Origin of the sequence: Vibrio sp. 10N.239.311.G01, from assembly GCF_041465805.1 — a bacterium.
Taxonomy (GTDB): Bacteria; Pseudomonadota; Gammaproteobacteria; order Enterobacterales; family Vibrionaceae; genus Vibrio; species Vibrio crassostreae_C.
The window spans coordinates 190,432-205,114 of record NZ_JBFSRM010000002.1 but is presented as its reverse complement, the minus strand read 5'-3'; the positions used below and the strand labels follow the sequence as shown (position 1 = coordinate 205,114).

The following is a 14,683-nucleotide window of genomic DNA, read 5'->3' as shown; positions in this document are numbered from 1 at the left end:
TTTAACCATGCTCTCTAGGCAAGGATGCCCAAATGAATAGCCATCATTCACTTATACTCTGCTGCAGTAGCGCACTATTGCTGACGGGTTGTTTAACTGATACCAGCCGACCTTTCGAGCTTCCACAGCTTGCTCTGTTCAAAGGTATGTATGAGAACGTAGATAATGACAGTTATCTACTTTTTGAATCCGGGCAAGTGACTTATCAAACAACGGATAAGTCCGTTACTCGAACCTATCGTGTTGATGATGACTTGATCACCATTGAGTTCAATTCTGGAAGCAGTCGAACTGACTCTAGACTAGTGATGCGCATTCAACAACAGGGCGAGATGCTAACTTGCAACCAATGCCCAGCGATACAATTGAGTAACGTCTGGACACTTGTTGAGAAGCCTTTGAAAGACAAGTCGAATTAGAAAAGATCTCCGAATTAGAAAAGATCGCCATTCAGCCATAGGTGAGCGGCGATACTGACGGCATAGCCAATCATGATCACTGGCATCCATTTTAAGTGTCCAAAGAAGGTGTATTTTCCATGCGCCGCCCCCATCAATGCCACACCTGCTGCACTTCCTATAGATAGCAAGCTACCACCGACGCCCGCGGTTAAGGTGATCAGTAGCCAGTTGCCCATCGACATTTGAGGCTCCATGGATAACACGGCAAACATCACCGGAATGTTATCGACAATAGCCGATAAGATCCCCACCATGACGTTGGCCCAAATTGGATCCCATTGGCTATACATCACGCCCGAGGCTAATTCCAAGTATCCAAGTAAACTCAAGCCACCGACACACATTACGACGCCGTAGAAGAACAGTAACGTGTCCCATTCGGCATGCGAAACTCTTCGAAATACATCGAATGGCACAACAGAACCGAGTCGTTTCAGGGCGCCTTCATCGTTATTGGCGATCGCCACCGCTTTTTTCTTCGCGAGTGAGTTGGGTAAAGTCTTACGTAAGTAATAACCAAAGAACTGCAGGTAGGCGAGTCCCATCATCATCCCCATCACAGGAGGGAAGTGGAGTACGGCATGGAAAGCAACTGCGGTCGCTATTGTCATGATGAACAAAAATACGATTCGCCTTGCACCACGTTTTAATTCAACGTGTTGATGAACCGTGTCGGGCTGAGTCGTGGGTACAAAATAAGACATGATCAACGCAGGGACGAGGTAATTCATCACCGAAGGGATAAACAAAGGAATGAACTCACTAAAACTCACATAACCAGCCTGCCACACCATGAGCGTTGTGATGTCACCGAATGGACTGAACGCGCCGCCAGCATTGGCGGCTATCACGATATTCACACAAGCGAGATTAACGAATTTAGGATTAGAACCAGCAACCTTGAGAACCACGGCGCACATCAATAGAGCTGTCGTGAGGTTGTCGGCAATAGGCGAAATAAAGAAGGCTAGAATACCGGTTATCCAGAACAGAGAGCGGAAATTGAAGCCTTTGCCTACCATCCACGCTTGCAGCGCATCAAACAGTCTTCTCTCTTCCATAGCACTAATGTATGTCATGGCGACGAGCAGAAAGAGTAATAGCTCGGCATATTCCAGCAGGTTGTGTTCGAGCGCTTGTTTAGCGACTTCAACAAGGTTGTGTTCTTGGTAGGTAAAACCAATGATTATCCAGATCAGGCCCGCTGCAAGTAGAACCGGTTTGGATTTTCGGAGTTTTAGGTATTCTTCCATCATCACCACGATGTAGGCGACAACGAAAATGGTCAGGGATAGGTAGCCAGCGAATGAGTTGGTGAGCTTGAGTGGTTCTCCCAACTGAGAAGTGGCAGCACCTGCTACCGAAGAAAAGAGTAACAAAGAGAGAACAGCAGAAAGCTGGATACCTAACATGGATTACGCTCCGAAGTTAATAAGTTATTAACACGGGTAAAAGAGTAGACCTAAATAACCATGTGCAGTGTGATAGATATCTTAATAATTCAATAGATTATAGTGAAAAAGAAAGACGGTGGCGAAAGTATTAGCTTTGATGGATACTCCTGGCAACTCAGGCTTAGCATTGATTGCGTCGCTTCAAAGTACTGATGCTGGCGCGGGGCGATCGTTAACTTCTTCTCTTCAGGTACAGTACTGTTCACCCTTCCAGTTATGGATGGTTCTTTGGCGGTAACTTCGTCAATTGGCCTAGCGGTTGCTGTGATGTTTATCTTCAAGTTTGTTGGTGCAATACATGGGACGTATCATGGGACCAATTGGTATTGAAGGTCGCTATATTCCAGTGATGATCGCGATTTCAGTATTGAATGCGTTTGGTGCGATGTTCTTGATGAATATTATTCTATAACTTTTGTAGAATGACAGTTCTCGAAACTTTTTAGGGTTTATGGTAAATGAATTGCCAATGAGACTTTTCAAACGCTAAAAAAAAAGGAAACCCCGTTTGGCTTTCACCAAACGGGGTCTATTCTTTTCGTAGCCATCCTGCTACTGCGCGTTACTTATCTTTCAATAGGTAACTGGTGCTCCCTGCATCGTTCCTTGACTTGGCTAAATCCTTTAACCTATCCAATTCATCGCCTTCCTAGCGGTGTCCTTGCTAACTCATCATCCTGACAAGCGACTCTATCCTAGAGCAAAACTTCCTTGCTGATAACTCATCCTAAGTCATCAAATCTTCATCCTGAAGATACCTAATCCGTTAGGCTTTTTCCTGTTCCTGCCAACTCCCTGTCGACATGTGTATTAAACACTGCAGAGGCTTTACTCACAATCCACCTCAAGAAATAAATGTACTCACTAACCGAAAGAAATATGCGTGGATTCATACAAAACAAGGGGTTGGGTTTGTATTTTAGGAATTTTCTGCGAAGCTTGATTGTGATCTCTTACGTTCGGTGTGAGAGATCTCTTACAAGTGCTCGGGCGTGATTATCATTTTATCTTGGCGGTTAATGTCGAAAAGATAGAAAAGAACACTGAGTTAAGACAAAACAATAGGGAATTATGATGGTTACAGCACTTTACGCAGCTCTGCTGACGGTAGTAATGATTTGGTTGGCGATTGAAGTTATTAAGCAAAGACGAATCAATCTTGTTGCTCATGCCGATGGCGGTGTTGAGTCGTTACAGATAGCACGTTCGGCACAAAGTAACGCGATGGATTACATCCCAATCACGGTGATTTTGATGGGGTTGCTAGAGATGAATGGGGCTGGTGTGTGGCTTATTCATGTCATTGGTGTGGCGTTTATTCTGGGGCGAGTGATTCACGCTAAAGGGATCTTAGCGAAGAATTTCAAAGGCAGAAAAGTGGGTATGGTGTTAACGCTTATCTGCATGATCTCTTTGATTGTCCTAAACTTAGCTTACCTACCTTTTGATAAAATGTTCTAGGGAGCATTATGGCATTGCGCCTTCCTCCTGCTTGGGCGATTGTCCTTGCAGGGCTAATACTCAACATCATGGCGATTGTCATGTCGAGCTTGGTGTTGGACAAAATTGAAGCGGAGAAATCGGAGTACAACGATCGTAAATACGGTAATGTGTACTCTATACAACTGTCCTGGAATACGATCGAAACCTTAGAGCGTAAGCGTGAAGCGATTCTGATTCACCTTGATAAGCTATCCCCAGAAATCGCTCAACCTGCCACAGTTCTTGATGAAGCGCTTCGCGGACAACTTCGGAGTTGGGTGAGTGACGAGGTGCCGGCCATCTCGTTGGCTAATTTACCTAAGCTTATGATGCTGATAAACAATGCCCAAGAATCGCAACGATCACGAATTGATGACTACTATTTGGATAATCTGACCTTGGTTGAGTTGATCCAAAGGCTTGATGAGAAAATGGCTTTCTATAAGAACATCGCCCTGTTTCTTCAGGTGTTTGGTTTAGCGCTTATCTTAGCTCGCGACCTAGCAAGAAGACCTTAGTCTTTAACCTTATTTACCTATTTACTTGTACCGCTAACGAGACTCACTTGGCAGGTTGGGGTGCTGCTGGCCTTGGTATTTTGGTAGCTGTTCTTTCAGCCCCTTAAACGTGCTCAGCGCACTGCCTATCGATAACTTATTCATCAACCAATTGGGCAAAATACCCCCTGCGTTCGCATATGCGGTGTAGGTAATGTAGGTATTGCCGTTGGTGAGCGGTTGCAGCGTCCAAAGTGCGTCCACATCGTAAATTCGAATGTACCCCGACTCTTTTGCCAAATAATTAGACGCATCCTTTATCGACAAGACAAACTGCCCATCCTCGATGCTGTACTTTGAGTAGGTCACCATATCGCGATCTCTAGCAGGCCAAGGCGCTTTGAATTGGGTATAGACGATGTTTTCTGCCTCAGATATCTGCATCAAGACACGGCTTTGCGACACATTGTCTATCCAGTTTGGCACGTTCTCGCTGTCTTCCAGCAACAGTAAAAAACCGGAGTAAGTGGTGGGCGTTTGCATTTGTGCTCGTATCTCTACTAAGCCTTCACTGTGAGGTCTCTTATCAATGATGATGCCGTCTTCACTTTTGACGAACTGCCATGTAGCTGCATAAGTCAGTGTTGATAAGGCGCAGAGCCCAAGTGCAAAAATCCTAGGTAATATCATTATTCTTCCATAAAAAGAAAAGCTTATCTTCTTGGAGTATAGAATAGAAATGGGCTTGATTCGTGCTAAAGGCTGACGGGTTTTCCTGATTTGAGCAGCGCATCGCCATTTATTGTGGTGATACCAATAGCTGGAGGCTTATTAAGATTTGGAACGTCGAAATGAAAACGGAAGCGTTCGGTCGCTTCCGTTTTTATTAATGGGCAATGGATAAAGGTTAAAGTTACTAGGCTAAAACTTGTAGGTTAAAGCTTATAGACTAAAGCTTATAGGCTTCTACGGTTTTGATCGTCGTCCAGTTGCTGTTGGCGTCTTGGATGAACTCTTGCGTATCTTCCAACCATCGTTTTTGTACAGATTTGTCTAAGTTCAGATACAGCTTTCCATCTTCGACTTTCCATGCGTTAGGGTCGGTCTCAAATTTCTTACCCATAGCCACACCAAAGGCACAATAGCCACCGTATTGAGGTGCATAAGCTTCAGGATTGGTGCGGAACTGATTTCGGTTGTCACTGTTTGCGAACTGATAAATAGCGTTCTTATAAGTAGCAGTGAATTCTGATGAACCTTGAACGGCACCAGCATCAGTAAAGTAAGCCACTGGGTCATAGCCTTTGATCGCGATGTCATTGCTATCAACGCTCATGTCGATGTCTGCTGCCATCAGTGAAAAGCTGGCTCCTAGTAACGCGGCCAATAGAGTGATTTTTTGACTGGTCGATTTCATGTGTGACATATCAAGTTCCTTGTCAGTGTTGGTTATCTTGTTTGAAATAATTTAGCCCACTCGTCCGGTCTATAGAGGGACAAAAGAACTTAAAAGTAAGCGAATCGTTCGGAGGATGCATGGATCTGCTTTCACAACTAATGGAACACTTCTCGATACGTACCGGTGTTTTCTATTCTGGCAATTTGTGCGGAGTGTCGTCATTTAAGCCGCAACAGGGTAAAGAAGGGCATCTTCATGTATTGAGCGCAGGTGAGTTGACCTTGTCTAGTGCGCACACGGAGTACAAGCAACTGTCACAGCCCTGCATTGTTTATCTGCCGAAATGGCGTCACTGGCCGCGATGTCTCGTACTCAGTTTATTGAAGCGTTCAAACGGGAAGTGGGTGAAACGCCGGGAGATTATGTGCAAAAGTGGCGAGTCTCTGTTGCTCAATCTCTGTTATTGCAAAATAAGCCGATCAATTGGGTCGCTGATGAAGTGGGTTACAATAGCTATTCAGGATTCTCACGTGCTTTTCAACATGTTGCCGGAGTGTCGCCGCGCCTTTGGCTAAAGCAAAATGCGTCGTGAAACGGCAGGCAATCCCCACCCGATTTATGGCTATTCGTATCTGGCTGGTCTATGTTTTAGCGGAAATTGTATGTAGTTTGTTCTTTTATCGGAAGAGGGTGTAAAAAGGTGGACTTTATAAGCTCGTTGTAACATCCTGCCCGTCCTATTTTATCTAGACACCAATGAGACGAAGTGCCTGCTGAACATTATTCAGCCTCCCGTATCTCATTAAAGTATTAAGGAGTTCAACTTGAACCTATTTGTAAGAGACCTTACCGTTATCGATTCTTCATACATCTGTGAACACAGAGGGGTCGTAGGAGATAGTTGGATTTTAGATGTCACCATGTCTGGTGAACTTAATGAAATGAGCATGGTGCTGGATTTTAGTAAGGTCAAAAAGCAGATCAAACAGTTGGTTGATCAACATGTTGACCACCGCTTACTGCTGCCAATGAAAAACTCTGCAATCGTGCATCAAGCAAGCAAAGCCGGTTACTCTAAGGTAGATGTGTTGCGCGGTGACAAGAGCCTGCACCTGCACTGCCCTGATGAAGCTTACTGTCTGATTGACGCTGAAGCGATCACCATCGAGAGTGTGACCGCTCATGTTTATGATATTCTTCGCGACAACCTTCCAAGTAACGTCACAGGGTTAGAGATTACCCTTCGCCATGAAAACATTAATGGTGCGTTCTACCACTATACTCACGGTTTGAAAAAGCATGATGGTAACTGCCAGCGCATCGCGCATGGTCACCGTTCTCCAGTAGAAATCGTGGTCGATGGTCAGCGTGACGGGCAACGTGAACAAGCATTTGCTCAGCGTTGGGAAGACATTTATTTAGGTTCTAAAGAAGACCAAGTTTCAGTTTCATCACTTAACCTGAGTGAAAACGCGAACAGTGTTAATGATGAAAGTCACTATGGCTTCCGCTACACCGCGCCACAAGGCGAATTTGAGCTAGCGATTGCTAAGAGTGAGACGGAAATTTTACCGACAGATACCACGGTGGAATTACTTGCTGGCTATATCGCGGATCAAGTTGAACCTAGCCTAGCAGAGAACCAATCACTACAAATCGTCGCTTATGAAGGTGTTGGCAAGGGCGCAATGGCGTTCCGATAACACTCCAGCGAGTGACACAGTCTCATTACTGACATGATGAAATAAAGGCAAGATAATCCGTTATCTTGCCTTTACTTTTTGTGACTCTTTAAAACTGATTTAGCTGATGATGTTAGGCACAAACACTAACGAAGTAGCACGCGTCGCAGTGGTGTTTTTTCGATTCCAACAACCAACCCGAAGCTCAACAATACGGTGCCAAAAAATACCGTAACGTCTTTTGTCAATTCCGTAATGCCTAAGACTCCACAGACATTGAACAGCACGATAATGATCAGCAAATGGCAAACGTAGATGCCTAACATACGATTCGAGATCGCGCGAACCCACGCATAGTCGCCGATGTTTGGATTAGCCAAAAGCCACATAAATACGCCCATTCCCCATAGTGCCGTACCAAACAAGAAATCATTCATGTTGAATCCGACGTCGAACGTGGTGAGCCATGATGCCTCAGCAAAATGAATCAACATGCCTAACACTAATAACACCAACGCTTTGGCTGACGACACCTTCCATTGATTCTGACGAATGAGGAAGCCTAAGTTCACCATTAACGTGCTAAAGAACGGGCCGTTACGAGTAAAGAAAGGTGCGCTCAGGTCGGTTAAGTTCGCGTAGCTGCCCGCTAAAACACCATAGAGGTAAAGCAGAATAGCCGTTGGTAATAGTAGTTTGTCGAGTTTCATTTCGACTATCAAAGCAATGATCAAAACTGCACAAACCAGAGCGGGAATAAACCATAAATGAACCAATCCACCCTCTAAGAAAGAGTTAAGTGGCGTGTTCATTAAGAAACCCCAATAGCCTTCACGTTCACCTAGATAGCCAAACTCTTCTACCTTCGCGAGATTGAATGGCATCACTAAGCAAATGATGCTCCATGCCAACCAAACCTTAAGCAGTGGTTTAGAGTAGTTCAGGACGGTTTCCCATGGCGATGCAGCCAACTTGGGCTGAATAAGGTAACCAGAAATCAGGAAGAAGAGAGGTACCGCAAAACGAGCGGTTTGGTTGAGCACATAACCGATCCAAGGCACTTCATCTATTTGCCAATAAGTGAGTGCCATTTGGCCGTGTAAACCAATGATCGCCAAGATAGCAATCACTCGGCCTAACTCGATACTGGCGATGTGTTGTGAAGGCGTATGTTGAACGGAAGACATATCAGATCTCTTAGTAAAATTTTTACGAAATCTAGCAGCCTTTATGCCCAACCAGTTAGTCCTAAATCAAGGCTTATGACCTTTATTTCAGGGCTTGTGTCGGTTTTTTGAAGCCTGTCGCAGCTATATTAAACCCATTGCGGTGAGTGCAAAAATACCTAGTGTGCAAGTGATAAGAGAAACAACAGTAGTAAGCGCGATGATGTTAGCCGCCAGTGTTGAGTTTCCTCCCATCGCACGAGCCATAACGTAGCTTGCCGCTGCTGTTGGTGCTGCGCTCATCAAGAAGATAAGCCCGAGATCGAGCCCTTCAAATCCTAAGTACCCAGCCGCCAGTGTAATCAGTAACGGTGAGGCAATTAACTTGTAGCTAGAGGCGAACCACGTCGATAACTTTTCTTGTTTGAGCGAGCTGATGTCCAGCGACCCACCGGTACACAGCAGTGCCAAAGGTAACGTCATGTTGGCAAAGTACTGACCAGCATCAGTGACCATTTTTGGGATAGGAATCGAAAGCGCATAGAAGACGACCGCTAAGAAAATAGCGATGATCAATGGGTTCTTGGTAATCGACTTAGCGATCACTTTAATCGCTTTCGCACCAGTGTCTTCGCCTTTGGGTGTCAGTGCAATTACGGCTTGAATGTTATATAGCACGGTTAGGGATGCGACATAGATAGCCGCCAATGCCACGCCTTGGTTACCATAAATATTAGCTACATAGGCGAGGCCGATGATCGCGGTATTAGCGCGGAATCCACCTTGGACAATCACACCTTGATCTTTCGAACCTTTAAATACTAACTTGGTCGAGAAAATCGTGAACAAGAAAAAGATAAAGTTAGCGATGACGCCAAAGGCAACTAACGCGCTACTGGCTGAAAAGTTGTGATTCGATTGAACAATACTCAGAAATAGCATCGCGGGTAGGGTGACTTGAAAGACCACCTTAGATGCGACATCAATGAAATTGTCGTTGATTAAGCCGATTCGTTTGAGCATCACACCAAGAAACAGCATTAAACAGATAGGGCCTGTTACTGACGCCGAAAACGCAAACTGTTCCCAAAGTGTGTTCATTGTTTTTCCTTTGTTAGTCGATTTCAATTTCCTTTGAATACTGTCGCATTTTTCCACAATTCTTTGAGAAGAGAAATTGAATCCCAATAGATAAGTAAAAATCTTTGAAAAAAAGAACGAACGTGCTAAAAATAACGTATCAGATTTATCCTTGGTGAATAATGAGTAAAGGAAAGATAACCAAAGAGTATATTTTGAGTCATGCATTCGCACTTGCGAGTGAAAACGGGCTTGAGAGTTTGACGATTGGCGAATTAGCCAAACAGTGTGGCATGTCTAAGAGTGGCTTGTTTGCACACTTCAACTCTAAAGAAAACCTGCAACTCTCTGTACTCGAGTATTCCAACGCCATATTCACCGAAAGAGTCATCATTCCCGCAAGAGAGCTGGGAGATGGTGATATTGAAGCGAAATTGAAACAGCTGCTCGACAATTGGTTGGGCTGGAACCATTCATTCCAAGGCAGTTGCATGTTTATTGATGCATGGAAAGATGCGGGCAGTGAAACGTCTGTGATTCAGAAAGCACTGCAGAAAACCATTTCAGTGTGGATTGATTACTTGACGATTCAGGTAGCAAAAGCGGTTGAGAGCAAACAGTTCAGAGCCGATTTAGATCCTAAACAGGCAACCTTTGAGTTATACGGCCTCTACTTGAGTGCCAACTTGTTCTACTCGTTACGAGGCCAACAAGCGAGCCACACCCACTTTTGGAGTGGTGTACAGCGCTTAATCGCTAGCTGGAAAGAGGTTTAGCTCGCAAAGCATCTGAGTTTTGTTTAACTAAGGCTTATAAGAAATTTTAAGAGAAGTGGCGGCAAGCAGCCATAAAAAGCGCTATCGCCATTTTTTACACTAACAAATAGCACGGTCGTTCGATTTTTAGGGCCGAGCTCGATCCGCCAATGATGATGGCGATACAAGGAACGGTCATGAGTGACAAAATCTACTTTAATACATCGAACAAATTCAGCTTCAAGCGCAGCTTAATTGGCGCAACAACCAACCTGCATTACATTCTAGCGCCGAGTCATGCGAAGAAAACCGCACGTAAGCTGCTGCTCACGCCAATGCGTACCGAGCAAAAAAATGCCGATCCCCAAGGGCTTATCAAGAGTGAAATCAAAGGTCGTGATGGCGTTATAAAAACCTATTCTTTAGGTACCGGACCTGTTTGGGTGCTGACTCATGGTTGGTCTGGCACTGCGAGTCAGTTTTTCCCTCTGATGGAACATATTGCTGCTAAAGGTTTTACGGCTCTGGCTTACGATCATCCTGCTCATGGTGGCAGCGATGGTGTACATGGTCATATTCCTGCGTTTGTGAACGGTCTTGAAGCGATTCTAGATTCGGTAGGTGAGGTAGCTGGTTTGGTCGGCCACAGCATGGGTACGGCTTCTGCGTTGGAATGTAAGCACGTTAAATTGGAAAACAAGCCATTATTGCTGATTGCACCTGTACTGGATTATCTAGAAAACCTATTTGGCAGCGTTGCGCGTTCTGGCTACTCAATGAAACTGTTCGAGGCGGTAGTTGGAGAAGTCGAAGAGCAGTTTAACTACCCGATTCAGTCTGTTGATCCCTATGGAAAGCTAGCGCTTCGTGAGTCTCAGACGATCATCGTTCATGATGAGCAAGACAAGTTTACTAAGTTTGATGTGTCTCAGCGTGCTGCTAATGAAATGGGTCGCGTTACTTTAATTGCGACTCAAGGACAGGGCCACGGGCGAGTAATGAAGTGCCCACAAGTATTTGAGAGCTTTGATAACTTGATTGGTTAACTTTAACTAATCAAGCCAGTAGAACGCAGGTTAAGAAAACAAACATTAAAAAGGCCAACCAGACATTATCTGGTTGGCCTTGCTTTTAGGTGCTTAGTTGGTGTTTAGCTCAATCCTATTTTTAGTTAGCACAGCTTGCTGGGCCGATCTCTTTCCACACGCCCCATTGGCCTGTCGTTGTTGGATCTTCACCGGTTGTCCACCATTTCGCTTCCCAAACCTTACCGCCTTGAGTCACTTGGTCGCCACCAGTGTAAACCGCGCCTGAATCCCAAGCGTTAGTACACGTACCGCCGCCTGTGGTTTTCTTAAGAACTTTCACTGAAGTAGCTGCTACCGATGTCTCTGTGCCATCGCTGACTGTTACAGAGAAGTTCAGCGTTGTATCTTTCGTGTATTCCGCTGCGACAAAGCTCACTGAAGAACCTTGAACCGTTGCATCAATACCAGCAGGTACATCCCATGTGAAGGTCAATGTGTCTTGGTCTGCATCGCTTGAAGCCGAAGCATCAACCACGACTACATCACCCGCATTAACTTCAGCCGGAGCCGTAACCACTGCTACTGGTGCTGTGTTTACTGGGCCTGTATCTTTAGGGCTTACTGTTACAACAACGGTGTCAGTAGAAGTAGCACCTTCGTTGTCCGTTACCGTTAGGCTGAAGGTTAGTGTTTCTTGCTGAGCGACTTCAACAACATCGAAGCTCGCAACCGCAGCATTAGCGTTCGCCAGTGTTACTGCTGTACCGCCGACTTGAGACCAAGCGTAGCTCGCGATTGTACCGTCGCTGTCTTTTGAAGCGCTGCCATCTAGAGAAACAGAAGCTGGGCCTTCAACCGATTGGTCTGTACCTGCAGCTGCCGTTGGTTTGCGGTTGACAGGATCAGTTGTACCGCCCGCTAGGCCTTCATGCATTGCATTCAGGATGTCGCCGTTATCTGCATCAATTTCCCAAGAGAATAGACCCGCAAGGCCAAGGCTACGAACGTACGCGCCTTTTGCTTTTACAGAGCGATCATCATCAAATGTGATTAGCTGACCTGAAGTGCGGTTCCAAACGTAAGGCGCTTCTGCCATTTCGTCATAGCCATATTCGAAGCCGTTGATGCCTTGGTTATTCGCGCCAAGCATGTTTGCTTTAATGCCTTTGTAATCAATAACGCCATCTTCCCATACGCCTTGCGCAGAGCTGCCTTTCAGTTTGCCGTTACCAACGCCTGTCATAGGGTCGCTCGGATCGGTGAGTGATGATGGTAATACGCCTTCCCAACCACGACCGTACATCGCTGTACCAACCACAAGCTTGTTCGCTGGAACACCTTGCTCAAGCAACAGTTGGATGCCGTTGTCTGTGGTGTAAGCTGGGCCTGTGTATTGTTCGCCATTTTCATCAAGGCCTGTGCCATCACATTGACCAGGACGCATGAAGTTACCGCAGTTTAGTGCTGTTTGGTGACCTAACACGTTGTTCCAACCGCCGTAGAAGTCGTAAGTCATTGCGAAGATGTAATCCATGTATTGGATAGCATCGCCGTAGTTCACGTCTTCAATCTTATCGTGACCAACACCGATCGCAGAAGTGAGCTCGTAAGTACGACCGTTTTCCGCTTCTAGCTCATCTAGCATCACGCGAAGTTCTGCCATCAGTGCAATGTAAGCTGGGCCGTCATTTACAGGATCACCAAGGTCTGGAGCAGCACCGCCACCACCAGGGAATTCCCAATCGATATCCACACCGTCGTAGAATTTCCATGTGTTAAGGAATTTCTTAACAGACGCTACAAAGGTGTCACGGTTGGCTTTAGTTGTGAAATCAAAGAACGGGTCAGACAGCGTCCAGCCACCAATCGATGGGATGATCTTCAAATCAGGATTACGCTGTTTGAGCGCCATCATCATTGCGTAGTTACCCTTGATCGGTGAGCTGTATTCGTGTCCCGCTTGAGGGAAGCTTTTCTGGAAAGCCGCCCAAGGGTCATGAATCACCACTTCGTAATCGTTAACACCCTGACAAGCTGTCATGAGTGCGTTGTAGCTGTTACCGCCTACTGATTTAACTGATTCGTTCGGACCACAAATTGGGATGAAGCCATAAAGGATATGGGTTAAGTTGTCAGCGGGTAGGTTATCAACGGTGTAATCACGGCCGTAAATACCCCACTCTACAAAGTAAGTACCGACTACCGTATTTGGATCTGTGTTGTATGACTTGTTGTTCGGATCCACATTCATCGCAAGTGGCGCTAAGTGTGAGCCATCGGTATCAGCGATCGTGATTTGAGCAGGTGCGCTCTTGCTACAACCTGTTTCATCACACGCTTCGATTTCCATCTCAAATAAGCCGCCTTGGCCATATTCGAATGAAGCTGTGGTTTGGCTGCCAGTGATTGGGCCGGTGGCCACTTTAACGCCATCAAAGTAGATGTTGTACGTGTTTCCTGACGTTCCGCTCCATTGGTTGAACTTAACGTCGACCTTCGCTTGGTCGTGATATTTCACCATCTGGTTGTAGCCAGAGGTGGTTTCCATCGCGAGTTCAATTTTAGAAAATTGCAGGTTGTTGGAACCGTACATGTCGATGCTAGGTGCTGTTGGAGCAGCTAATGCTGTACCAGATAGCGCTAGAGCAATGCTTGCAGCACAGGTATTTATACGAATCATACTATTTCTCTCATTCCTTGAAGATTACGAGAACCCAATGGCCCCATAAACGGCTCCAATCAGTTTTGAAGGAGCTTCCCAGTCAGTATTCGAGGGAGTTTTAATTTCATAACTGAAAATAAATCCGTTTTCGATGGACAACTAAAAAATTGTATCTTGTTACAATTCTGTTGCTTAATGAATGAGAGGCTGAGTCCATGTTTTATAAAATAAAACATCCTTCAGTAGGAAAATCTCACAAGTGAAAATTCACGACATGAAGTTATGAAAAGGTGCGACAAACTATAAGAAAATACTGTGGATTGAAGCTGAATCACAAAGTGAAGTATGTTGAGCGAGCGGGGGCGATCGACGGGTAAACTTGAAGACGAATGCTTATGGCAGTATGGATAAGAGGGTTATCTTTTGAATTGCTCAGCTAAGGAAGCGCGTCGTTGTTGCATGACACTATGGGTATCACCAGTCGCAGTATCTTCGTAGCCTTCTTTAATAAATTGCTGAGATGGTACGCTTGGCTCTAATCGCTTTAAGCGAGGCGAATCGTAAGTACCACTGATGGTGTAAACGGTGGTTCCAGAGCCAGTGTTGATCGTGACGATCTTCCCGTCAAAATCGAATGAGGTAGTGATAAGACGATGATTCATCATCACACCGTTTTCTGAAAGTGTCAGGATGTCGGTGTTGTAAGGTGGCGCCGCAATCTCTATCCATGTGCCATAGACGTTGCTTGGGCTGACAGATTGCTGGTGGGCTTGGTAAGCAAAATAGCCGGCGGTGAGGGCAACCATAAAGCCAGCTAATAGGAAGCCGTAGAGTAACGAGTTGGCAAATAGATCTCTGCTTTTAGTCGGCTTTTTTGCCATTATCTCTTCATTTTTCGACTGATATTGTTTTAGATTCTATTAACTAAAACCTTAGTTTGCAAAAATTGTTCTAAGAGTTAGAAGCAGGATCGAATGTTCTAATAAATGTGGTTGTGTTAATGGTTATTAGCCTTGC

At 45.3% G+C, this 14,683-nt stretch carries 13 protein-coding genes and 2 pseudogenes; 8 read left to right on the top strand and 7 right to left on the bottom strand.

Annotated elements, in window-relative coordinates; all coding sequences use genetic code 11:
- Positions 1-32: 32 nt before the first annotated feature.
- The gene (locus AB6D06_RS02305; RefSeq protein ID WP_108189504.1) at positions 33-419 is read left to right on the top strand and encodes a hypothetical protein; all 387 of its coding nucleotides are present in this window, start codon (positions 33-35) and stop codon (positions 417-419) included.
- A 14-nt stretch (positions 420-433) separates the two neighbouring features.
- On the opposite strand, the gene nhaD is transcribed toward AB6D06_RS02305, so the two are convergent.
- Positions 434-1,873: a sodium:proton antiporter NhaD gene (gene nhaD / locus AB6D06_RS02300; RefSeq protein WP_372109896.1), complete on the bottom strand. Its 1,440-nt coding sequence runs from the start codon at positions 1,871-1,873 to the stop codon at positions 434-436.
- A 109-nt stretch (positions 1,874-1,982) separates the two neighbouring features.
- On the opposite strand from nhaD, the pseudogene AB6D06_RS02295 reads away from it, so the two are divergent.
- The 3 genes and pseudogenes from AB6D06_RS02295 to AB6D06_RS02285 all read left to right on the top strand — a co-directional run.
- Positions 1,983-2,209 (top strand): annotated as a pseudogene (locus AB6D06_RS02295) (YjiH family protein); the annotation flags it as partial.
- 780 nt (positions 2,210-2,989) lie between these two features.
- The gene (locus AB6D06_RS02290) at positions 2,990-3,376 is read left to right on the top strand and encodes an MAPEG family protein (RefSeq protein ID WP_004732742.1); all 387 of its coding nucleotides are present in this window, start codon (positions 2,990-2,992) and stop codon (positions 3,374-3,376) included.
- Positions 3,377-3,384: 8 nt separating this feature from the next.
- Positions 3,385-3,915 carry a hypothetical protein gene (locus AB6D06_RS02285; protein WP_017094217.1) on the top strand — a complete coding sequence of 177 codons (531 nt, stop codon included), beginning with the start codon at positions 3,385-3,387 and terminating at the stop codon, positions 3,913-3,915.
- 33 nt (positions 3,916-3,948) lie between these two features.
- Here AB6D06_RS02285 and AB6D06_RS02280 read toward each other — a convergent pair whose 3' ends face one another.
- Positions 3,949-4,584, bottom strand: coding sequence for an START domain-containing protein (locus AB6D06_RS02280; RefSeq protein ID WP_280598590.1), 636 nt, complete (start codon positions 4,582-4,584; stop codon positions 3,949-3,951).
- 259 nt (positions 4,585-4,843) lie between these two features.
- Positions 4,844-5,320 (bottom strand): YHS domain-containing (seleno)protein, encoded by a 477-nt coding sequence (locus tag AB6D06_RS02275; protein WP_372109895.1) that lies wholly within the window; start codon positions 5,318-5,320, stop codon positions 4,844-4,846.
- 110 nt (positions 5,321-5,430) lie between these two features.
- Here AB6D06_RS02275 and AB6D06_RS02270 point away from each other — a divergent pair.
- Positions 5,431-5,885 (top strand): annotated as a pseudogene (locus AB6D06_RS02270) (AraC family transcriptional regulator).
- Between the two features lie 232 nt (positions 5,886-6,117).
- Positions 6,118-6,996, top strand: a complete 879-nt coding sequence (locus AB6D06_RS02265) for a 6-carboxytetrahydropterin synthase (protein ID WP_108110853.1) — start codon at positions 6,118-6,120, stop codon at positions 6,994-6,996.
- A gap of 125 nt (positions 6,997-7,121) precedes the next feature.
- On the opposite strand, the gene AB6D06_RS02260 is transcribed toward AB6D06_RS02265, so the two are convergent.
- Together AB6D06_RS02260 and AB6D06_RS02255 are read right to left on the bottom strand one after the other, a co-directional pair.
- Positions 7,122-8,162 (bottom strand): acyltransferase, encoded by a 1,041-nt coding sequence (locus AB6D06_RS02260; protein WP_372109894.1) that lies wholly within the window; start codon positions 8,160-8,162, stop codon positions 7,122-7,124.
- A gap of 123 nt (positions 8,163-8,285) precedes the next feature.
- Entirely contained in the window at positions 8,286-9,242 is a 957-nt protein-coding gene (locus AB6D06_RS02255) for an AEC family transporter (protein ID WP_065583559.1), read from the bottom strand.
- Between the two features lie 161 nt (positions 9,243-9,403).
- On the opposite strand from AB6D06_RS02255, the gene AB6D06_RS02250 reads away from it, so the two are divergent.
- Positions 9,404-9,997 carry a TetR/AcrR family transcriptional regulator gene (locus AB6D06_RS02250; RefSeq protein WP_017072389.1) on the top strand — a complete coding sequence of 198 codons (594 nt, stop codon included), beginning with the start codon at positions 9,404-9,406 and terminating at the stop codon, positions 9,995-9,997.
- 176 nt (positions 9,998-10,173) lie between these two features.
- Positions 10,174-11,022, top strand: a complete 849-nt coding sequence (locus AB6D06_RS02245) for an alpha/beta hydrolase (RefSeq protein ID WP_017061536.1) — start codon at positions 10,174-10,176, stop codon at positions 11,020-11,022.
- Positions 11,023-11,143: 121 nt separating this feature from the next.
- On the opposite strand, the gene AB6D06_RS02240 is transcribed toward AB6D06_RS02245, so the two are convergent.
- Positions 11,144-13,684, bottom strand: coding sequence for a glycosyl hydrolase family 18 protein (locus tag AB6D06_RS02240; RefSeq protein WP_372109893.1), 2,541 nt, complete (start codon positions 13,682-13,684; stop codon positions 11,144-11,146).
- Between the two features lie 398 nt (positions 13,685-14,082).
- Positions 14,083-14,547: a DUF2850 domain-containing protein gene (locus AB6D06_RS02235; protein WP_017065063.1), complete on the bottom strand. Its 465-nt coding sequence runs from the start codon at positions 14,545-14,547 to the stop codon at positions 14,083-14,085.
- Positions 14,548-14,683: the final 136 nt, after the last annotated feature.